Annotated in this window: 17 protein-coding genes; 12 read left to right on the top strand and 5 right to left on the bottom strand. The window is 31.3% G+C overall.

What is annotated here, in order from left to right; translation table 11 throughout:
• Nucleotide 1 precedes the first annotated feature (1 nt).
• Nucleotides 2-964 carry a stage II sporulation protein M gene (locus IAI56_RS05535; RefSeq protein WP_187656929.1) on the bottom strand — a complete coding sequence of 321 codons (963 nt, stop codon included), beginning with the start codon at nt 962-964 and terminating at the stop codon, nt 2-4.
• Nucleotides 965-984: 20 nt separating this feature from the next.
• Here IAI56_RS05535 and IAI56_RS05530 point away from each other — a divergent pair, with 20 nt between their 5' ends.
• Nucleotides 985-1,728, top strand: coding sequence for an RDD family protein (locus IAI56_RS05530; RefSeq protein WP_187656928.1), 744 nt, complete (start codon nt 985-987; stop codon nt 1,726-1,728).
• 103 nt (nt 1,729-1,831) lie between these two features.
• Here the strand turns inward: IAI56_RS05530 and IAI56_RS05525 are convergent, their stop codons facing one another.
• Nucleotides 1,832-3,649, bottom strand: coding sequence for a T9SS type B sorting domain-containing protein (locus IAI56_RS05525; RefSeq protein WP_317192456.1), 1,818 nt, complete (start codon nt 3,647-3,649; stop codon nt 1,832-1,834).
• Nucleotides 3,650-3,816: 167 nt separating this feature from the next.
• Here IAI56_RS05525 and IAI56_RS05520 point away from each other — a divergent pair, with 167 nt between their 5' ends.
• Complete coding sequence (locus tag IAI56_RS05520; RefSeq protein WP_244970334.1) at nt 3,817-5,058, top strand: O-antigen translocase; 1,242 nt, start codon at nt 3,817-3,819, stop codon at nt 5,056-5,058.
• Nucleotides 5,059-5,256: 198 nt separating this feature from the next.
• Here the strand turns inward: IAI56_RS05520 and IAI56_RS05515 are convergent, their stop codons facing one another.
• Complete coding sequence (locus IAI56_RS05515) at nt 5,257-6,153, bottom strand: glycosyltransferase family 2 protein (RefSeq protein WP_187656926.1); 897 nt, start codon at nt 6,151-6,153, stop codon at nt 5,257-5,259.
• 122 nt (nt 6,154-6,275) lie between these two features.
• Here IAI56_RS05515 and IAI56_RS05510 point away from each other — a divergent pair, with 122 nt between their 5' ends.
• Entirely contained in the window at nt 6,276-7,367 is a 1,092-nt protein-coding gene (locus IAI56_RS05510; protein ID WP_187656925.1) for a glycosyltransferase, read from the top strand.
• 100 nt (nt 7,368-7,467) lie between these two features.
• The gene (locus tag IAI56_RS05505; protein WP_187656924.1) at nt 7,468-8,565 is read left to right on the top strand and encodes a glycosyltransferase family 4 protein; all 1,098 of its coding nucleotides are present in this window, start codon (nt 7,468-7,470) and stop codon (nt 8,563-8,565) included.
• Here IAI56_RS05505 and IAI56_RS05500 read toward each other — a convergent pair whose 3' ends face one another.
• Nucleotides 8,566-9,393 (bottom strand): hypothetical protein, encoded by an 828-nt coding sequence (locus IAI56_RS05500; RefSeq protein ID WP_187656923.1) that lies wholly within the window; start codon nt 9,391-9,393, stop codon nt 8,566-8,568. It abuts the gene before it with no gap.
• Between the two features lie 72 nt (nt 9,394-9,465).
• Here IAI56_RS05500 and IAI56_RS05495 point away from each other — a divergent pair, with 72 nt between their 5' ends.
• Nucleotides 9,466-10,575 (top strand): glycosyltransferase, encoded by a 1,110-nt coding sequence (locus IAI56_RS05495; protein WP_187656922.1) that lies wholly within the window; start codon nt 9,466-9,468, stop codon nt 10,573-10,575.
• Here IAI56_RS05495 and IAI56_RS05490 read toward each other — a convergent pair.
• On the bottom strand, nt 10,572-11,255 hold the full coding sequence (locus IAI56_RS05490; RefSeq protein ID WP_187656921.1) for a cell division ATP-binding protein FtsE: 684 nt from the start codon (nt 11,253-11,255) through the stop codon (nt 10,572-10,574). The genes IAI56_RS05495 and IAI56_RS05490 overlap by 4 nt on opposite strands.
• A gap of 211 nt (nt 11,256-11,466) precedes the next feature.
• Here IAI56_RS05490 and IAI56_RS05485 point away from each other — a divergent pair, with 211 nt between their 5' ends.
• From IAI56_RS05485 to IAI56_RS05455, 7 genes are all read left to right on the top strand, one after another.
• On the top strand, nt 11,467-14,481 hold the full coding sequence (locus IAI56_RS05485) for a tetratricopeptide repeat protein (protein ID WP_187656920.1): 3,015 nt from the start codon (nt 11,467-11,469) through the stop codon (nt 14,479-14,481).
• Nucleotides 14,482-14,527: 46 nt separating this feature from the next.
• Nucleotides 14,528-16,240 (top strand): TonB-dependent receptor, encoded by a 1,713-nt coding sequence (locus tag IAI56_RS05480; protein WP_187656919.1) that lies wholly within the window; start codon nt 14,528-14,530, stop codon nt 16,238-16,240.
• 79 nt (nt 16,241-16,319) lie between these two features.
• Entirely contained in the window at nt 16,320-16,763 is a 444-nt protein-coding gene (locus IAI56_RS05475; RefSeq protein ID WP_187656918.1) for a hypothetical protein, read from the top strand.
• A gap of 208 nt (nt 16,764-16,971) precedes the next feature.
• The gene (gene asnB, locus IAI56_RS05470) at nt 16,972-18,663 is read left to right on the top strand and encodes an asparagine synthase B (RefSeq protein ID WP_187656917.1); all 1,692 of its coding nucleotides are present in this window, start codon (nt 16,972-16,974) and stop codon (nt 18,661-18,663) included.
• A gap of 215 nt (nt 18,664-18,878) precedes the next feature.
• Nucleotides 18,879-20,819, top strand: coding sequence for a DNA topoisomerase (ATP-hydrolyzing) subunit B (gyrB, locus tag IAI56_RS05465; RefSeq protein ID WP_187656916.1), 1,941 nt, complete (start codon nt 18,879-18,881; stop codon nt 20,817-20,819).
• Nucleotides 20,820-20,943: 124 nt separating this feature from the next.
• On the top strand, nt 20,944-21,876 hold the full coding sequence (mdh, locus tag IAI56_RS05460) for a malate dehydrogenase (protein WP_187656915.1): 933 nt from the start codon (nt 20,944-20,946) through the stop codon (nt 21,874-21,876).
• Nucleotides 21,877-22,061: 185 nt separating this feature from the next.
• Entirely contained in the window at nt 22,062-22,919 is an 858-nt protein-coding gene (locus IAI56_RS05455) for a DUF808 domain-containing protein (RefSeq protein WP_187656914.1), read from the top strand.
• Nucleotides 22,920-22,953: the final 34 nt, after the last annotated feature.

Below are 22,953 nucleotides of genomic sequence, written 5' to 3'. Positions count from 1 at the left end.
GTTATTTGTTTAGTTTTTTATGAACAATGGTTGGGTAAATTAAAAAGTAAAATGATATAAAAGACAATGTGCTTAAAATGATGAAAACATTCAACCAATTCGGCATTTCAAGCGAATAACGTGTTACAAAACCTTCTAGAATTCCGGCTGCAATAGTAAACGGAACTGTTCCGAGAAATATTTTTAAACTGTCTTTAAATCCAATTTTAAAGGAATTCAATCGCGAAAAAGTTCTAGGAAATAGGATAGAAGCACCAAGAATAAATCCACAACCTGCTTCGACAACCATTGCAAAAATTTCCATTGAACCGTGAATCCAAATGCCTTGAACGCTTTCCCAAAAAACACCTTGTTGATAGAAGAAATATTGGAACGAACCGAGCATAATACAGTTTTGAATTAATACCCAAAACGTACCAATTCCGCCAAAAATTCCATAGATATAGCATTTCAAACCAACGAAAAGATTGTTTAAAGTAATGGCGATAAATCCACCCCAATTGCTTCCTGACTTATACACTGCAACTGGATTTCCGTCTTTAATATTGTCCAAAGTCATGTTGACATAATAGTCACCAAGAATTAATCGAACAAAGTTGTCATCATATTTTGCAGAAACAACACCAATTCCAACACAAGCAAAAAACAAAACAAAAGCATATAATAAATAACGTTTGTATTGATAAACCAACAATGGAACTTCGGTTTTATAGAAATAAATGAAGCGATTTTTTTCTTCTCGTTTGGTTTTATAAATTTTTTGATAAATCTGTGAAGCCAAATAGTTTAGGTAAACTACGGTTTTACTTTTTGGATAATACGTTTGCGCATAAGACAAATCATTTACCAAATGTATGTACAAACTTGCCATTTCATCAGGATTTTTTATAGATTTACCAAAAATTGCTTGCTCAAAATCAAGCCATTTTTCTTTATTTTGTTTTATGAATGCAACTTCTCTCATGGATTGCTAATATAAAAATTATGTCACAACTAGCAATAAATACAACGCAAAATGTTACGATAAGTTTTACAGCTGCATCGGTTGGTGAACGAATTGGTGCGTATCTAATTGATTTACTGATAAAAATAGCATACGGAATTACCGTTTTTTACATTTTCTTTTATTATTTAAACCTCAATTTACTCATTAATCAGCTCGATCGTTGGTCGCAAATGGCAATTTATATGCTGTTTTATTTACCAATTGTTGTTTATTCGTTGGTTTTAGAATTAGTATTTGAAGGACAAACTTTTGGAAAAAAATTGTTAAAAATTAGAGTGGTGAAACTGGATGGTTACCAAGCATCTTTTGGCGATTATTTAATTCGATGGTTGTTTCGAGTGATTGATATTTCGATTAGTAGCGGAGTTGTTGGTTTGATTGCTATGGTTGTGAATAAAAACACACAACGTTTAGGTGATATTTCGGCTGGAACGGCAGTGATTACTTTGAAGAGTAAAATTTCCATCAACAGTACTATTTTAGAAGAAATTGAAGATGTTTATCAGCCAAGATTTCCATTGGTCATAAAGCTTTCGGATAACGATGTTCGAATTATTAAAGAAACATTTACTACTGCAGCAAAAACGTCTGATTTTGTTGTTTTAAATAAATTAACAGCTAAAATTGAGGAAGTTACCGGTATTAAAAACGAAATGGGAAATACAAGGGAATTTATTCAAACGATTTTGAAAGACTACAATTATTACACTCGTAATATGTAGTTTGGTTGAGAATAATCATTTTAGAAATAGTTTCAACAATTGAGAAGTTAAGAAAAATTAAGAGTTATTACTTAATGAAACTTAATTTCTTAATGTTTTTTTGTCATTGATTGATATACAAATATCCTTTCAAAGGTTCAGGATAATCAATATCATTTAGGAAAATTAAATAGAAATAAGTTCCATCTGGCGCTTTTTTTATGGAAAAACCATCTTTGACATAACCATTCCATTCTTCAGTATTTTGGTTTCCTGTCCAAACTAATTTTCCCCAACGGTTGTAAATTTCGATTTTAAAATCTAAGAATACATCTCGTAAACCATCAATAAAAAAGGTATCATTAACAGTATCATTATTTGCTGAAATGTAATTGTAAACTGTTGGTGGACAATTTCTTGTCTTCAAAAAAAAGGAAGTTGTAGTGAAGCAAAAATCATCGTTTATTCTAACAAAAATTTCTTTTGGAGTTGTGTTAGCAACATAATTTGTAGTTGTCAAAATTTCATTAATTTGAAGCATCGCATCTTCTTGACTTTCAAAAAATTGAACCGTATGATTAGGATTTGTTTTTACTAATTCTTCATAGGTTGAAAAATCAAAAGTGCCTTGAGTTAATCCTTCATTACAACCAAGTATATCTTGTAAAGGATTAAATTCTATTGGCACAAAAAAGTCAAAAGTTGTGGTAAAACTATTGTTATCTTCTATCAATTCGTTTACAATTCCTGTTCCAGTTCCTAAATCATCAACAACAAATTTTAATTCAAAACTATTTGGAAAATCGGCTGGAATAACTAGTGTAACTTGTTCAGAAAACTGTCCGTCAATTGGGATTGGAAGTGTCGTTTCTAAATATTCAAAAAATTCATTATTGATGTAAATTGCAATTGGTGTTCCTGATGGTAAAAAATTGGTACAGTTTAAGTTATAAATAGTGTAATCAACTACAATAACTCTGGAATTACATTCTTTTTGAATATTATCAATGCTAATAGTGGCATCGGGCGATTGATTATTCAGTTTGGTTACAATAGTATTAATCATTACAAAATCGCGACCAGTTGTCATTTCAATAATGGCTTCTGTATCACCAATTTGAATGTTGTTTTGAATGTCGTAAACATCCAAATCCATATTGAATAAATTATTTTCACCAGAAAAAGAATTCGTGCTATTAAAAGCATTTGTTGGTGGATTTTGCGAGTTACTCAACACATCACCATTAATTTTGAGTGACTCGTCAATGTCTAACAAACTATCACCTTCCCAAGCCAAAAAACCAATTTTAGAACCAACATCATCCAATACATTTAAGCTGTTCAAATTGATGGTAATTGTGTCAATTTCTCCAACAAAATCTACTGATAAAGCTTCCAAACCATCGTAAACATTAATTTGATTAATTGGTAAATTATCATTTTTATAAATAATTAAAATTGCCCAACCTGCAAAATTGGTTCTTCTCCTAACTCTATGGATTTCTTCAAAAGGGGAAATATCCAATTCAGAAAGAGTGTAAGTTCCATTTCCAATGGTTTGTATAAGATTTGTAATGTCTGCAAAAGCACTAAAATAGGAGAGTGTAAAATCATCAAAATCTCTTGAAAAGGAAAATTGTCGTTCGGAAGTAATTGTTGTTTCGTTTAGTTTTACTTCAAAATCACCATCTCCACTTCCTGACCAATACAGATAGGCTTTTTCAATTGTATTTTCAGTATTCAAATTCAGATTTGTTGAGGAAGAAGTTGTTGTAACGATGTTTGTAGTGTTGTTATTCTCTTCGGTATTCATTGATTTTCCAATAAAAGTAAAATCATAACGACCATTAAATTGTTGAAAAAGCGTAATGTCTTGACCATAAGTTTTGCAAAAAAAACTTATGAAAGCAATCAAAATCAAAAAAATACGTTCTATTCTCACATTTAAAATTAATTCTGTTTAAAATTAATCATTTATTTTAGAATTGCGAATTTTTAACAACTTATGATGATTTATAAAATAAATGAGTACTTTTCGGAAGAGTTTGAACCACTGTTATAGTTAGTTTGCAAGTGATGATATTTTTTAAAAAAATTGGAGCCAATGAATTGTTTAAAGTTTTTTCTTTGAATGGTTTAAGTGTTTTTTTTAAGATAATTATAGGTTTTATAACTTCCAAGATTATAGCTGTTTACGTTGGTCCATCGGGTATGGCGTTGGTTGGGAACTTTAGAAATTTCACTAACTCAGTGGAAAGCATTGTTACTCTTGGTTTTCAAAACGGAATAGTTAAATATGTTTCTGATAATAAAGAAGATAAACATAAAGTTAAAGCAATTTTTTCTGTTGTTTTTTTAGTTTTATTTTTAATTTCAATTGTTTTGTCTTTCATACTTTTTTTATTTGCAGATTATTGGAATTTTCAATTATTTGGAAATATTTCTAAATATTCAGTTGTAATTAAATGTTTGGCATTATTACTTCCTTGGTATGCAAGTTCTATATTTTTTCTATCATTCATAAATGGTTTAGGAAAGTATAAAAAAGTGATTTACATAAATATTATTGCTAATTTCATAGGACTGATTACATCTGTTTTATTGATTATAAGATTTCAAACTCTTGGTGCTTTGTTATCAATTATAGTTGCACCATCCGTTTTGTTTTTTGTAACATATTATTATATCAACAAAGAAGTTAATTTTTTTCAATCATTAGACTTTAAAAAATTAGATTTTAAAATAATTAAATATTTGTCTTCATATTCGCTAATGGCTTTTGTCTCTTCGGTCATTGGACCAATTGTTTTTTTGGCGATTAGAAATTATGTCATTCAAACAATCGGATTACAAGAAGCTGGATATTGGGAAGCAATTAGTAGAATATCCTCTTATTATTTACTTTTTGCTACTACAATTTTATCTATTTACTTTTTACCTAAACTATCACTGGCAAAAAATGATTATGAAACTAAACTAATTTTTTTAAGTTTTTATAAATCAATACTTCCCATTTTTGGTATGGGATTGATTATTATTTATTTTCTTAGATTTTATTTAGTCAAGATATTATTTACTGAAGAATTTTTGCCGATAACTTCGTTGTTTTTTTGGCAATTAATTGGTGATGTTTTAAAAATTGCCTCTTGGATATTGTCATTTAACTTATTGGCCAAAAAGAACACATTGGTTTATGTTTTAACAGAGTTTTTTTCTTTAGGATTAACCTATATCTTAAGTTTATTTTTTATTAATAATTTCGGCATTGAAGGTGTTATGATGGCTCATTCTTTAACTTTTTTATGTTATCTTATTATTTTAGTAATTTATTTTAGAAAGAGTTTAGTTTAATTTTTTTGAGATAAAAAAACACTTTCAAAATAAGAAAGTTTTAAATTCAAATTTTGGAAAATTAACCATTTCTACCAATCTTAAATGGGGTCAAACTATTACTACTTACATGGTTTTTATTCAGCATTTTAATCAATTATTGAAAGGAGTATTTTGTGAAATTTTTAATTCTTTTTATCAAAAGTAAAATGCTAGGGATTAATTTTTGTTAAACCATTTCCTAAAACCAATCTGAATTCTTAATCCAATATTTTTTATGCACAAACTATAACTTCCACTTTGAAAAGTAGTAATTATTTCATGGTGAATTCTTTTTTGTAGTGCTAAATCTTCTTTTCTAGTTTTATTTAGCGAAAGTGCTTTTTTTAGGATTTTATAAGTTGAATAGGTCAGTGTGTTGTTTTTTTTGTAAAAATTACTTCCCATTGAGTTTTTCAATACTCTTTTTTCGATAATGATTTCATCAATAAAATCAAAATTATACACTCGTGATGCTCTAATCCAAAAGTCCAAATCTTCATAGGCTAGGGTTTCATCATAACCATTGAGCTTTTCAAAAACTTCTTTTCTAATTAAAGAGCTTACACTACAAATTGCATCTTTTCCACCAGCAAGAATTCTAAGATATTCATTTCCGCTAGTTCTTTTTGAAACTACTTTTCCATTTGAATTGGTTTCAAAATATGATTCTAAAAAATTTCCTTTTTCATCTATCAAGGCACAATTTCCATAAACAAGACCGACGTTTTCAAAAGTTGTAGTTTGAAATTGATTTATTTGTCTTGAAATGCAGTTTTTTTTCAACACATCATCAGCAGCAAAATCAATGATAAAATCGCCTTTAGCAAGTTGTAATCCAATGTTGAACGTTTTTGTGTTTCCTATATTATCAGAATTCTTGATAAATTGTATTTCTGGATGATTTTTTAGCCAGCTTTCAATAATTATAACGGAGTCATCTTTACTACAATCATCTAAGATTATCAATTCTATGTTTTTATAATCTTGATTTATAACTGAATTTAAACTTTCAACTACATAATCGGCATGATTGTAGCAAAGACAAATTACAGTAACAAGAGGATTTTGGCTCATTTTAATTCTTTTTTCATGTAATTTTTTTGAAGTTTATTACATGATTTAATTCTTAAATTTGTTTTGATGTAAAAATATACTATTTATTCGATTTATATTAGCCAATAATTTGAAACCTACTTTTGATACAAGAAAAAAAATATAAAATAGCATTAATTGGTTATCGTCTAAGTTCAGGCGGAAGCGACAGAGTTATGGCTAGATTGAGCGTTTTTTTTGAACAAAACAATATTGAAATTCATAATATTATTGTTGTCGATGAAGTTTCTTATCCCTATTCTGGAAAGCTTGTAAATCTTGGCTTATTGAAAGATGAAACGAATGGATTTTTTAATAAATTCAAACGATTAAAGGCATTGCGAAGCTATTTAAATCAAAACAATTTTGATTATATCATAGACTTTAGGTTTAGAACAAAACCTATTCAAGAGCTAATTATTTCTAGATTTATTTACAATACTAAAATCATTTTTACGGTTCATAGTTATTTGATTGGTCATTATATGCCCAATAATTCTTGGCTAACAAATAGGATATACGATAATTCATTTGCCGTTGTTTCGCTTACGGAAAAGATGACTAAGCTAATTAATGAAAAGCATCAATTAAAAAATGTTGTAACAATTGCTAATCCAATTAATTCAGAAGAGATTGATTTGCTTAAAAACTTTCCAATTGATTTAGATTTTCAGTTTATAATTGCTGTAGGTCAATATGAAAACCCAATAAAACAATTTGATAAATTAATTGCAACGTATTCAAAATCTGATTTGCCCGAAAAAAATATTCATTTGGTAATTTTAGGTAATGGTGATAAAAATTCTTTAGAGCAACCAATGAAAGAGTTTTCAGTGGAAGACAAAGTACATTTGTTGGGATATCAAGACAATCCATTCCAATTTATTAGTAAAGCTATGTTTTTAGTTTTGTGTAGTGAAAATGAAGGAATGCCAAATGTACTCATTGAATCCTTGGCTTGTGAAACACCAGTTATTGCTTTTGATTGCAATTCTGGTCCAAGTGAAATAATCACTAACGATAATGGTATTTTAGTAGAAAATCAAAATTGGGAACAATTGAAAGTTGCCATGGAAAGACTAATTTCAAATTATGACTTATATTTACATTTTAAATCCAATGCAAAAAAGAGTATTAGTAAATTCGAAATAGATTCTATCGGAAAACAATGGTTGGATTTACTAAAGATTAAATAAAAATGATGGTTATAGAAATTATTACCATTACAAATATTGAAGATATTGTGAAATAAGACGTTTATATCAGAGATTTTGATTAATTCTTAGCCAATTCAAAATGAAAGTTTTATACATAACTCCAAAAATTAACAACGAAGGTGGAGTTGCCCGAATTCTATCAATCAAGTTAAACTATTTAGCTGAGAAATTCAATCATACGGTTCACGTAATAACTCAAAATGATGGACATTCTAATCCTTTTTTTGAATTTAGTCCAAAACTTCATTTGCATGATATAACTTTAAAAGGTAATCCAATTTCCTTTTTATTGCAATATAAAAAACAAGTGGAAGCAATACTAAAAACTGTAAATCCAGATATTATTGTTCTTTGTGATTTTGGTTATAAAGTGTTTTTGTTTCCTTATATAATTAAAACCTCAAGGACTATTGTTTTTGAAGTACATGCATCTAGATTTAATGAACCAGTTAACTACAAAAAGCATTTTCTAAATAACATAACACATAATTTTAAGTACTATTTCCGAAATCATAGTGCGAAAAAATTCAATCAATTCGTAGCACTTTCTGACCAAGCACTTCTGGAATGGAATGTTGAAAATGGAATAGTTATTCCTAATCCACTTTGGAAAAATGAGTTTTCATCATCAGCATTGGATAAAAAAGTCGTCATAGCTGCAGCAAGATATTCCTATGAAAAAGGTATTGATAGATTATTGAAAATTTGGAAACTAGTAATCAAAAAACATCCTGATTGGACACTTGAAATCTATGGTAAAACAAAGGAAGGATTAAGTTATGAAAAATTAGCCGAAGAATTAGAAATTATTAATTCAGTGAAATTTTTATCTCCAGTTAAAAATATTGAAGAAAAGTATAATAACGCTTCTATTTATGCAATGACTTCAAGGTCAGAATCTTTTTCTATGGTAATTTTAGAAGCTATGAGTTGTGGTTTACCTGTTGTTGCATTCGATTGTCCTGTTGGACCAAGAGCTTTAATTAAAAACAAAGAAAATGGTTTTTTAATTGAAGATGGCGATTATTTTGCTTTTGCCAATCAATTGATTGAATTGATTGAAAATAAAGACTTGCGGATTAAAATTGGATCAAATGCAAAGCAGATAAAAAGCAAGTATCAACTGGATGAAATTATGAAGCAGTGGAATGATTTGTTTTTGAGCTTTAAAGAATAATTATTTTGCATATTTTTCTGTTGCAAAAGGATGTTGCAATAGACTTTCAACACTTACTTCTGGCAGTTGAACTTCTGCTAAACCATTTTTTATAAAAAATAAATTATTACCATATTCATTTGCTCCAACTAGTCGATAACCTTTCTGCTTTCCTAGCTTTTGTAATGCTAATGCGGAAGCACCATAATTATCAGAGTTTCTAACATCTTCTTTAAAATCTTCTCTATACGGAATTACTTTTTCCTCTAATCCAAAAGCCAACTGACATTCAATAATCACGACTTTTGGTTGAATAATTTCTAGCGATTCCCATATCCAATAATCATTTCCGTCGATATCAATGGAAAGCAACTCAATTTCACCTTCAAAACCTTCAGTCTGAATAATGTTATTTACATTCTTTTTAGTTAAAAAAGCATGCACAAATTTTGGTTTATAACTCCAAAAATTTGGTGTCTTTTTGTAGAACTTTTTACCAATTTCGATTAAATTTTTATCTCCATCAACAAACAATCCTTTCCAATTAAAATGGACTGCTAAATTGGCACAATTACTATTTACGCAATCATTCGAGCCTAAATCAACAAAAGTTTTATTTCCCATTCCTAGAATAGAAAAAATATACAATAGTTTACCATCTTCTTCAAATTGTGAGAAAACTTTAAAACCAGTAGCATTAAAATTGGGTAAATTATTTGCGCGAAGACAATCAATATAATAATGAAACAACTTTACTTGCTGAATTTGAGTAGAAGGTGATAATTGTCTGTAAAGCTTAATTTTATAAAATCTTTTCTTTAGAAAATTAATTATTAAATTTTTAAGCATATTTTTTTATTTATTTCAAATGTAATTTAATTTAGTTAGAACATCAAAAATATGTTATTTTTGTTCAAATTCATGCTAAAAAAACCAATTCATATCATCAGTTTTGAAAATCCATTTCCGCCCGATTTTGGTGGTGTAATTGATGTTTTTTATAAAATAAAAGCCTTGCATTCCATTGGGTTTAAAATTTATTTGCATTGTTTTTATCAAAATAGAAATCAGGTTTCAGAAGAATTGAAAGCCATTACTGAGGAAGTTTTTTTGTATAAAAAAAATAGAAATCCATTGTTTTTGTTTTCCAAAATTCCATTACCTGTTATTTCTCGATTTCATCAAGATTTAGCTAAAAATATTGCAAAAGTCGATGCTCCAGTTTTTTTTGAAGGATTGCAAACAACTATGATTCTCCAAAAAATTAATTTGCCCAATAAAAAATATCTTCGACTTCATAATATTGAATCTGATTTTTATGCAGGAATGAGTAAAAATGAAACCAATTATTTTTGGAAAACGATATATCATTTTGTGGCTCAAAAATTTATAAAGTATCAAAAAATAATTTCATCATTTGATTATGTTTTTACACTTTCATGTTATGAAAATCAAGTTGTAAAAAGCATGACAAACCAATCGGATTATCTTCCAGTTTTTCATGGAAATCAACATCAATTTCTTTCTGAACGAGGAAAATTTGCTTTATATCATGGTGATTTACGTTTGGCGGATAATAAAAAAGCAGCAAAATTCCTGATTGATGTTTTTAAAGAAATTCCCGATTATCAATTGATTATTGCTTCATCTAATGGAAAAAAAATGGTCGAAACAAAAGCAAAAAATCTTTCCAATGTAACTTTTGTTGAATTAAAAGCCAACAATCAATTGACAAATTTATTTTCAGAAGCACATATTAATGTAATGCTTTCGTTCCAACGTTCGGGAACCAAATTAAAAGTAGTTAATTCACTTTTTAATGGACGTTTTTGTTTGGTCAATAAAAACATGATTGACGATGCTGCTATTTTGGATTTATGTGAATTAGCAGAAACAAAGCAAGAGTTTGTTGCCAAAATCAATGAGTTGAAAAACAAAGAATATCAGGAAAATGAAAAGCGAAACCAAGTGCTTACAACTGTTCTAAATGATATTGAAAATGCTAAAAAAATAGCATTTTATTTATCTTAAACCGTTTTTTGAACGACTTCAAAAATAGTATTGTCTTCACATTTCAATGTTTTCGAAGGGAATTTCATAATCAAAGCATAATCGTGAGTTGCCATGATGATAGTTCGTCCGCTGTCGTTGATTTTTTTCAAAACATTCATAACTTCAACACTCGTTTGCGGATCAAGATTCCCCGTTGGTTCATCAGCAAGAATAATTTCGGGATCGTTAAGTAAAGCTCTTGCAATAGCAACACGTTGTTGTTCTCCACCCGAAAGTTGATGTGGCATTTTGCTAGAAAAACCAAGCATTCCAACACTTTCCAACACGCTGTCGATTTTTGCTTTCATTTCAGAAGCATCTTTCCAACCGGTTGCTTTTAAAACAAATAGCATGTTTTCAAAAACACTTCGGTCTGGAAGCAACTGAAAATCTTGAAAAACAATTCCAATTTTTCTTCTCAAAAACGGAATTTCATTATCGGTTAACTTTTTTAAATCAAAGCCAACAATGTTTCCTTCGCCTTCGGTTAAAGGTAAATCGCCATAAAGCGTTTTCATAAAACTACTTTTTCCAGTACCAGTTTTACCAATGATATATAGAAATTCTCCAGGAGTAACATCTAAATTTATTTGCGACAAAACAACTTTGTTGCTTTGATAAATAGTAACATTTTTTAAGGATAAAACAGTTTCTGACATCGCGTTTAGTTTATTGGGTAAAAGTAAGAAGTTAAAATTGCTATTCAAAATAATTTAGTTCAGAAATATTTTTTGACAAAAATCTCATGAAGTCTAAATGCTAAAAAGATGTTAAAAATCAATTGTTCAAAAGAATGTTCATAATAAAAGCAAAGGTTATTACGTTAACCAGTAAAGAGTAATATTTTTGAAAAAAGTAAAATAGAACGAAATGCGAAAATTATCATTGTTATTTTATGTGTTGCCGCTTGCTACTGTTGGAACAGTTTCTGCACAACAGTCTGAAATTTATGTACATAAGTTGTCAGAACTAGACAAAGCGTTAGTGCTGTTTAAAGACAAACAATATCAGTCGGCTCAAATTCTTTTTGAAAGAGTAAAGCAAGATGCAAAAGAAATCGATGTTAAAGCCGATTGTGCTTATTATATCGCAACTTGTGCCATTCGATTAAATCAATCGAATGCCGATGAATTGATGGAGAAATTCGTTTCTGATTATCCAACAAGTTCTAAACAAAATCAGGCTTACAAAGAAGTGGCACAATACTATTTTGAGCAAGGAAAATATCCACAAGCGATGGAATATTTTGATAAGGTTGACGAATCTTCGTTGACGTATGAAGAACAAGAAAAATTCAATTTCCAAAAAGGATACGTTTATTTTACGTCAAAAAACAAGAAAGAAGCAACCAATTATTTCAATAAAGTGGTCAATTCCAAAGAATATGGTTCGCAAGCCAAATATTATTTAGGAATGATTAGCTATGATGCTGATGATTATAAAGAAGCAACCAAGCAATTTGATCAAATCTCTGGCGATGAAAGATATAAAGAAAAACTAACGTATTTTCAAGCCGATATGAATTTTAAATTGGGTAATTTCCAAAAAGCAATCGACGAAGGAATTAAAGCAATGCCAAAATCTTCGGCTGCCGAAAAATCAGAATTGAATAAAATTATTGGTGAAAGTTATTTCAATCTTCAACAATATGACAAAGCGTTGCCTTATTTGAAAGAATATAAAGGTAAAAAAGGAAAATGGTCAAACACAGATTTTTACCAATTAGGTTATACGTATTACAAGCAAAATGATTTTGAAAATGCTATTTCTCAGTTCAATAAAATCATCGAAGGAAAAGATCATGTGGCGCAAAATGGTTATTATCATTTAGGAGAAAGTTACTTAAAAACAGATAAAAAGCAACAAGCGTTAAATGCGTTTAAAAATGCTTCCGAAATGGATTTTGACAAAAAAATTCAGGAAGATGCGCATTTGAATTATGCCAAATTAAGCTACGAAATTGGAAATTCATACCAATCGGTTCCTGATGTTTTGTCATCGTTTTTAGCTAAATATCCAAACACTTCAAGCAAAGCTGAAATTGAAACTTTACTGATTAATTCTTATATCACGTCTAAAAATTACAAAGATGCTTTGGTTTTATTAGAAAAAAATAATTCAGCCGAAAACAAACCAGCATATCAAAAAGTAACATTTTACCGCGGATTAGAATTATACACTGACGGAAATTACAAAGAAGCTTTGGCAATGTTCAAAAAATCAATTGCTACGCCAAGAGACGCAAAATTCACAGCTAGAGCAACATTTTGGAAAGGCGAAAGTGAGTATGTTTTGAGTAATTTCAGTGAAGCATTGTTGAGTTTCAAACAGTTTGAAAATGCTCCTGAAGCCAAATCAACTCCAGAATATAAAAACATTAATTACAACATTGCGTATTCTCATTTCAAATTGAAAGAATACGACCAAGCTGGAGATTTTTTCCAAAAACAAATCGATGCAGTAAAAGACGATAAAGTTCGTTTAAACGATTCGTATCTTCGTTTAGGCGACAGCCGTTTTGTAACTTCAAAATATTGGCCAGCAATGGATGCTTACAACAAAGCGATTGAGTTAAAAGGTATCGATGCCGATTATGCTGCGTTTCAAAAAGCTTTGAGTTATGGTTTTGTTTCCAGAAACCAAAGCAAAATAGACGATTTCAATAAGTTTTTACAAAATTTCAAAACGTCACAATACCGCGATGATGCATTATTTGAACTAGCAAATACGTATGTAAACGAAGGAAAAACCGATTTAGCAATTAAAACTTACGATCAATTATTATCCGAATTTAAAACGGGTTCATTTGCTGCGAAATCAATTTTACGCCAAGGTTTAGTGTACTATAATAGTCAAAAAGACGAATTAGCGTTAACTAAATTCAAAAAAGTAGTTGCCGATTTTCCAAGAACTCCCGAAGCTGTTGAAGCTGTTTCTACCGCAAGATTAATTTATATGGATAACGGAAAAGTTGATGAATATGCAACTTGGGTTAGAACATTGGATTTTGTGGAAGTTTCTGATGCCGATTTGGATAACGATACCTATGAAGCTGCTGAAAAACAATATTTACAAAATAATGCCAAACAAGCCATTTCAAGTTTGACGGGTTATGTTTCTAAATTCCCTAACGGAATTCATTCGCTGAAAGCAAATTTCTATTTAGCACAAGCCTATTTTTCTGATGGTTTGCCTAATAATGCCGTTTTAAATTATGAATTTGTAGTAAGCAAACCTCGAAGTGAGTTTACAGAGCAATCGTTGGCACGTTTGTGTGAAATTCATTTGAAAAATAATGATTATACAAAGGCAATTTCGGTTTTAAAACGATTAGAAACCGAAGCCGATTTTCCTCAAAATGTAACGTTTGCTCAAGCCAATTTGATGCGTGCGTATTTTGAGCAAAAAGACTATTCAAATGCAGTGGTTTATGCCGATAAAGTTTTGGCTAATCCAAAAACCGATGACAAAGTAAAAAGTGATGCGCAGATTATCGTTGCTCGTTCTGCAATAAAAGCCAATGACGAAGGTAAAGCACGTTCGGCTTATGCAAAATTGTTGACTATTGCCAAAGGTGAATTAGCTGCCGAAGCGTTGTATTATGATGCTTATTTCAAAAATAAAGATGGCAAGTTTGAAGACTCAAATAAAGCAGTTCAAAAATTAGCCAAAGATTATTCGGGTTATAAATATTTTGGTGCCAAAGGATTGATTGTTATGGCAAAAAACTATTATCAATTGAAAGATGATTTTAGTGCAACATCAATTTTAGAAAGTGTAATTAAAAATTTCTCAACTTTTACTGATGTTGTTACTGAAGCGCAAACAGAATTAAGCATCATCAAAGGAGAAATTTCTAAAACCAATTCATCAATTACAAACTAATTATTACAATTTCGAGAATTTCTCTGTGTAACATTATATTAAAGACATGAAAAATTTAAAATATATATTGGCGATTGCTGTTTTTTCTCAAGTGGTTTCAGCTCAAAAGAAAGACGAAAACATTGGAACCGAAGTAGTGAATGTAGTTAAACCATATTCACCAACCATTTCGGATGCATTTAAAGTAAAAGAAACGCCATCTTTTGACGATGATGAAACATCAAAGAAAGAGAATATTAAGTACAATATTTTCTCTTTTCCGGTAGCATCAACCTTTACACCAAATAAAGGAAAAGCTGCCAGCGTAGAAAAATCGGCACAAGAAAAACTGTATAACAACTATATTACTCTTGGTGCTGGAAATTATGGAACAGCTAACGTAGAATTATTTGTAACCGAAAATGTTAGCAATACCGATTATTTTGGCGGAATGCTTCGTCATCTTTCTTCGCAAGGCGGAATTAAAAATGTTACTTTAGATGATAAATTTTCAAACACTTCGTTGGATTTAACTTACGGTAGCCGAACTCGCGCTTTGTCTTGGAATGCCGATGCAGGTTATCAACATCAAATCTATAATTGGTATGGAATTTTACCAAATTATTTCGACCAAGCCGTTGTTAATGCTATTGATGAACAACAAACCTATCATAATTTATATGTAGCAGGAAGATTAAATCTTGGTGAAAGTTTTTTAAAGGAAAGCACCATTAAGTTTAACAGATTTTGGGACGCATTTGGTTCGGCTGAAAACCGTTTCATTGCAAAACCTTCAATGGAGTTTGACATTGTTGAAGAAAAAATTAATGTCGATTTTATTTTAGATTACATCAGCGGTTCATTTGAAAAAGATTTTTTTGGCGGAAGCGAAATAAAATATGGTTTCACTAATCTTGGTTTTCAACCAAGCATTCGTTTGCAAAAAGACGATTTAAGTGTAAATGCTGGAGTTGGATTTTTCTACAGCGCCGCACAAGAATCAGGAGAAAGTAAGTTTTTCATTTATCCACAAGTAACAGGTTCGTATAAAGTTGTTGGCGATTTAATGATTGCTTATGCTGGAATTGAAGGTTCGTTAAAACAAAATTCATACAGAGAATTTGTAGAGCAAAATTTCTTTGTGTCGCCAACTTTGGGAATTGCGCCAACCGATCAAAAATATGATGTTTATTTAGGTTTAAAAGGTAAACTTGCTAACTCAGTAAGCTATAATGTTCGCGGTTCATATAAAAATGAAGACAACAAAGTGTTATTTACAAGCAATGGATTTCAAAGTTCAAATGCAAATACTGATGGTTACATCTTCGGAAATTCTTTTGGCGTAGTGTATGACCAAGTGAAAACGATTAGTTTCTTTGGCGAATTAAAAGCCGATTTTTCTAAAAATGTATCTTTTGGTGTAAACGGAACTTTCAATAGTTTTTCAACCGATGCAGCTGCCGAAGCTTGGAATTTACCACAGCTTGAAGTTGGTGCAAATCTTGATGTAACCATTACACCAAAATGGTATGCTGGAACAAGCGTTTTCTTTGTAGGAGAAAGGAAAGATCAATTTGCTCAGGATTTTTTACCATTAACAACAGTAAATTTAGACAGCTATTTTGATTTGAATGCTCATGTTGGATACAAACATAACGAGCGATTAACATTTTTCTTAAAAGGAAATAATCTAGCAAATCAAGATTACCAACGTTGGTTGAATTATCCGGTGCAAGGAATTCAAGTTTTGGGTGGCGCAAGTTATAAATTTGATTTTTAGAATATAGATGATAGACAAAGAGATGATAGATTAAATAAGTTTGTCTGTCATCTCTTTGTCTTTTATCTCTTCGTCTTTTATGAAAAATAAAATCCTCAAATACTACAAACAACTAGTTCAAGATCGAATTGATGTTTTTCAAGACATGATTTCGGGTTTGACTGATGATGCTCAAAATGATGCCAAAGGTTCGGCTGGCGACAAGCATGAAACAGCATTGTCGATGATGCATTTGGAACAAGAAAAACTCAACTATAAACTTAGAGAAGTTTTAGACCAAAAAAATATTCTCGACCGAATTGATGATTCTGTAATACATCAAAAAGTAGCTTTGGGAAGTTTGGTGCAAACCAACGGAATGTTACTTTTTATTTCTACGGCTTTGCCAAAAATTACTATCGACAATAAAACCGTTTTCGCGCTTTCGCCACAATCTCCGTTAGGAAGCCAACTAATGGGAAATTCCATTGGTTTCTCTGCAGAAGTGAATGGGAAACAGTATAAAATTGAAAGCTTAGAGTAACATTTTCTAACTGAATTTTACTTTTTTTATTTGTTTCAGTTTCATTATTTCTAATATTTTTAAAGATTAGTTATAATTTGTAACTTATTATTGTTTTTTGGTTTTAATGTTCGAAGTGTTTTTTCAATTTTGCTTCATCAAATAAAGAGAGTAATTTAAAAAAACTTATAAACTCTTAAACTTTTTTAAACTTATAAACTAGAATAAAATGTGTGGAATTGTATGCGCTTTTGAATTAAAACAACAATCAGAAATAATAAGACCTCAAGTATTGGAAATGGCAAAAATCATCCGTCATCGTGGACCAGATTGGAGTGGTATTTTTAGTAACGATAAAGCTATTTTAGCTCATGAAAGATTGGCAATTGTTGATCCAGCTTCGGGAAAACAACCTTTGTTTAGTCAAGACAAACAATTGGTTTTAGCAGCCAATGGCGAAATATACAATCACAGAGAATTACGCAAACAATTTGAAGGTAAATACCAATTTCAAACCGAAAGCGATTGTGAAGTGATTTTAGCTTTATACAAAGAAAAAGGCGTACATTTTATTGATGAAATGAACGGAATTTTCGGTTTTGCTATTTATGATGTAGAAAAAGACGAATATTTCGTAGCTCGCGATCACATGGGAATTATTCCTTTATATATAGGTTGGGATCAACACGGAACTTTTTACGTAGCTTCCGAGTTGAAAGCATTGGAAGGTTATTGTGCTAAAATTGAATTGTTTCCTCCAGGACATTATTTGTCAAGTAAAGACGGCGAATTTGTACAATGGTACAAAAGAGAATGGACGGAATATGATGCGGTTGCAGCTAACCAAACCAGTATAGATGAACTGAAAAAAGCATTGGAAGCAGCCGTTCATCGTCAGTTGATGAGTGATGTTCCTTATGGTGTGTTGCTTTCTGGCGGATTAGATTCGTCAATCACTTCGGCGGTAGCGAAAAAATTTGCACAAAAACGTATTGAATCAGGAGATACAGTTGATGCTTGGTATCCACAATTGCACTCGTTTGCGGTTGGTTTAGAAGGTTCGCCAGATTTGGCTGCTGCCAAAAAAGTAGCCGAACATATTGGAACCATTCATCACGAAATTAAGTTTACCATTCAAGAAGGTTTGGATGCTATTCGTGATGTAATTTACAACCTAGAAACTTATGATGTAACAACAGTTCGCGCCTCAACGCCAATGTATTTGATGGCAAGAGTTATCAAATCGATGGGAATTAAAATGGTACTTTCTGGCGAAGGTTCAGATGAGTTGTTTGGAGGTTATTTGTATTTCCACAAAGCGCCAAATGCTAAAGAATTTCATGAAGAAACCGTTCGTAAATTGAGTAAACTTCACATGTATGATTGCTTGCGTGCGAACAAAAGTTTGGCAGCTTGGGGAATTGAAGGTCGCGTTCCATTTTTAGACAAAGAATTTATGGATGTTGCTATGCGTGTAAATCCGCAAGATAAGATGATTAACGGCGAGAGAATGGAAAAATGGTTGCTACGCAAAGCTTTTGAGGAAATGTTGCCAGAAAGCATTGCTTGGCGTCAAAAAGAGCAATTCAGTGATGGTGTTGGTTATTCTTGGATCGATACCTTGAAAGAAATGGTAGCAAAAGAAATTTCGGATGAACAATTAGCGAATGCTAAATATAAATTTCCGTTGCAAACACCAACATCCAAAGAAGAATATTATTATCGTTCCATTTTTACAGAACATTTCCCGAGTGATGCAGCAGCGCTTTGCGTTCCGCAAGAAGCCAGTGTTGCTTGCAGTACCAAAATTGCTCTCGAATGGGATGAAGCTTTTAAAAATATGAATGATCCATCGGGTAGAGCTGTGGCTAATGTTCACGATGATGCCTATGTCAAAAATAATGCTGTTGCAGTAGAATAGCATAAAAAGTAAACCAAGAAATTAAACTTGGTTTAGATTGAAGTTTAGTTTGTTTGTTAAAAACGCTTGTCATTTTTTGGCAGGCGTTTTTTGTTGAAATCTGTTTCAAAATGTTAATAACTTAACACTTTTATAGGGAAAATTTAAGAGGAAATCCTGTGTGTTTTCATATATTTGCGTGTTAGACAAAAAATAGATTTTTACGATAAAATAATATGAGCGACGAGATTAAAAAGAACAATTATTCAGCAGACAGTATTCAGGCGTTGGAAGGAATGGAGCACGTTAGAATGCGTCCTTCGATGTATATTGGTGATACAGGTGTTAGAGGTTTACATCATTTGGTTTATGAAGTAGTAGATAACTCTATCGACGAAGCGTTGGCTGGACATTGTGACACGATAAGCGTATTTATAAACGAAGATAATTCTATATCAGTAGAAGATAATGGTCGTGGAATTCCTGTTGATATGCACAAAAAAGAAGGTGTATCGGCGTTGGAAGTAGTAATGACCAAAATTGGAGCTGGAGGAAAATTTGATAAAGATTCTTATAAAGTTTCTGGAGGTTTGCACGGAGTTGGAGTTTCGTGTGTGAATGCACTTTCGGATCATTTACGTGCAACAGTATACCGTGATGGAAAAATTTATGAGCAGGAATACGAAAGAGGAAAAGCTTCTTATCCTGTTAAACAAATAGGAGAAACAGACAAAAGAGGAACAACAGTAACATTCAAACCAGATGCTACTATTTTTACACAAACTCTTGAGTATTCTTATGATACTTTGGCTGCGCGTATGCGTGAATTGTCTTTCTTGAACAAAGGAATTACAATTACACTTACCGACAGAAGACATACTAAAGAAAATGGCGAATTTGAAGGAGAAACGTTTCATTCAAAAGAAGGTTTGAAAGAATTTGTTAAATTCCTCGATGGAAACCGTGTGCCAATTATTGGTCACGTAATTTCGATGGAAAATGAAAAAGGTGAAATTCCTGTTGAAGTAGCTTTGATTTATAACGAAAGCTATTCTGAAAATATCTTCTCTTATGTAAATAATATCAATACTCACGAAGGTGGAACGCATTTACAAGGTTTCCGTATGGGATTAACTCGTACGTTGAAAAAATATGCTGACGCTTCAGGTTTATTAGAAAAATTAAAGTTTGAAATTTCGGGAGATGATTTCCGTGAAGGATTAACTGCGATTATTTCGGTAAAAGTAGCCGAACCTCAATTTGAAGGACAAACCAAAACCAAATTAGGAAATAGAGAAGTAGTTTCTCCAGTTTCGCAAGCTGTTGCGGAAATGTTAGAAAACTATTTGGAAGAAAATCCAAACGATGCTAAAATTATTGTTCAAAAAGTAATTTTGGCTGCTCAAGCTCGTCATGCTGCTAAGAAAGCACGTGAAATGGTTCAACGCAAAACCGTTCTTGGCGGTGGAGGTTTACCAGGAAAACTGTCTGATTGTTCTGAGCAAGATCCAGCAAGATGTGAAATTTTCTTTGTCGAAGGAGATTCTGCGGGTGGAACAGCAAAACAAGGTCGTGACCGAAATTTTCAAGCGATTATGCCATTGCGTGGGAAGATTTTGAACGTAGAAAAAGCAATGCATCACAAAGTTTTTGAAAATGAAGAAATCAGAAACATTTTTACGGCACTTGGAGTAACTATTGGTACCGAAGAAGATAGCAAAGCATTAAATATTGAAAAATTAAGATACCATAAAGTAGTTATCATGTGTGATGCCGACGTTGATGGTAGTCACATTGCTACGTTGATTTTAACTTTCTTCTTCCGATTTATGAAAGAGTTGATTGAAAACGGACACGTTTATATTGCAACGCCGCCATTGTATTTGGTGAAAAAAGGAAACAAAAAAGAATATGCATGGAATGACGACCAACGAGATTTAGCTAACGAAAAAATGGGCGGAAGCGCAACCATTCAACGTTATAAAGGTTTGGGAGAAATGAACGCAGAACAGTTATGGGAAACAACCATGAATCCTGAATTTAGAACTTTACGTCAAGTTACCATTGATAGTTTGGCTGAAGCCGATAGAATTTTCTCAATGTTGATGGGTGATGAGGTTCCACCACGTAGAGAGTTTATCGAGAAGAACGCCGTTTATGCTAAAATCGACGCCTAAGCAGCCACGATAGCAGTGGCATCCTTTTTTAAAATAGCTTTTTTGGCAATTTTAAAAAAGATATAGCGGATAGCGTGAATTGCTGCCCAAAATAAGAAAAGAAACAACAAATTAATATAAAAAAATGAAAGTTACGATTGTAGGAGCAGGAAACGTTGGTGCAACTTGTGCCGATGCTATTGCTTACAGAAGAATTGCCAGCGAAATTGTGTTGGTTGATATTAGAGAAGGTTTTGCAGAAGGAAAAGCGTTAGACATTACGCAAACGCAAACGACTTTAGGGTTTAATACTAAAGTGGTTGGAAGTACTAACGATTATACCAAAACTGCTGGAAGTGATGTAGTGGTTATTACTTCTGGAGTTCCAAGAAAACCAGGAATGACTCGTGAAGAGTTGATTGGTATCAATGCCGGAATTGTAAAAGGTGTGGCAGAAAATTTATTAAAATATTCACCAAACGCTATTTTTGTGATTGTATCTAATCCTATGGATACGATGACTTATTTAGCATTCAAATCGTTAGGATTACCTAAAAACCGTATCATTGGAATGGGTGGAACGCTTGATAGTTCTCGTTTCAAAACCTATTTGTCATTGGCTTTGGATAAACCAGCAAATGATATTCAAGGAATGGTAATTGGTGGTCATGGTGATACAACAATGATTCCTTTGACGAGATTGGCTTCTTATAATGGAGTTCCAGTTTCTCAGTTTTTATCGGAAGATGCATTGGCAAAAGTAGCTGCTGATACTATGGTTGGTGGTGCAACTCTAACAGGTTTGTTAGGAACTTCGGCGTGGTATGCACCTGGAGCAAGTGTTTCTTATTTGGTAGATGCTATTTTGAACGACCAAAAGAAACTAATTCCTTGTTCGGTATTCTTAGAAGGTGAATATGGTCAAAGCGATATTTGTATTGGTGTTCCATGTATTATTGGTAAAAACGGTGTTGAACAAATAGTTGACATCAACTTGAATGACGCTGAAAAAGCATTGTTTTCTAAAAGTGCAGATGCTGTTAGAAACATGAATAATGATTTGAAATCACATTTATAAGATAGGATTTATACAAATTAAATTTTTAAAAGAGATTGTGGTTTTGCTGCAATCTTTTTTTGTGTCCATGAGTTTAGAATGACTTCAATTTTGTCAATTATAAAAAAAAACGGAATGAGTTATCTTGTTTTGCTTTGCTTTATGATTATTTTTACACACTTAATTTTAAATATAAAATAGATAATATGGCATCAGGTTTTTTTGCAATTTTAGATGATATTACTGCTTTGATGGATGATGTGGCTATGACTAGTAAGCTTGCGACAAAAAAGACAGCAGGAATATTAGGTGATGATTTAGCAGTGAATGCAGAAAAAGCTACAGGTTTTTTATCGCAAAGAGAAATACCAGTTTTGTGGGCTATAACAAAAGGTTCTTTTATAAATAAATTGATTATTGTTCCTTTTGCTTTACTTCTCAATGTTTTTTTTCCTGTTGCTATAAAAGTGATTTTGGTATTGGGAGGATTATTTCTTGCTTATGAAGGAGTTGAGAAAATTGTAGAATATCTATTTCATCGAGATAAATCAGCACATGAAGTTATTGATGAACAAAATAATAATGAGAGCGAAAAAATCAAAATAAAATCTGCTATCACAACTGATTTTATACTCTCAGTAGAAATTGTAATAATTGCTTTAGGAAGTGTTCTTGATAAATCATTAGCGATACAAATATTAACAGTTTCAGTTGTTGCAATTCTTGCTACAGTTGGTGTTTATGGTATTGTAGCGCTTATTGTTAGAATGGATGATGTTGGTTATAAATTGATTAAGTCTTCTAATAACAAAGGAATTAAGTATTCTCTAGGAACATTTTTAATAAAAGCTTTACCTATAATAATTAAATTTTTAGCTGTTGTAGGAACATTAGCATTGTTGCTAGTTTCAGGTGGAATTTTTGTGCATAATATTGAGTATTTTCATCATTTATGGCCAAACCTTTCTTCTACACTCAAAGAATTTATTTTTGGAATTTTAGCAGGTGTTATTGTAGTTACGATTGTTACAATCATTAAGAAAATTGTAAAAAAATTGAAATAAAAACTAATTTATTCTATGTTTAAAATTCTTTTAT

The sequence above is a fragment of the Flavobacterium macrobrachii genome, from assembly GCF_014486675.1.
Lineage (GTDB): Bacteria > Bacteroidota > Bacteroidia > Flavobacteriales > Flavobacteriaceae > Flavobacterium > Flavobacterium macrobrachii.
This window is presented reverse-complemented; position numbering and strand designations above follow the sequence as displayed.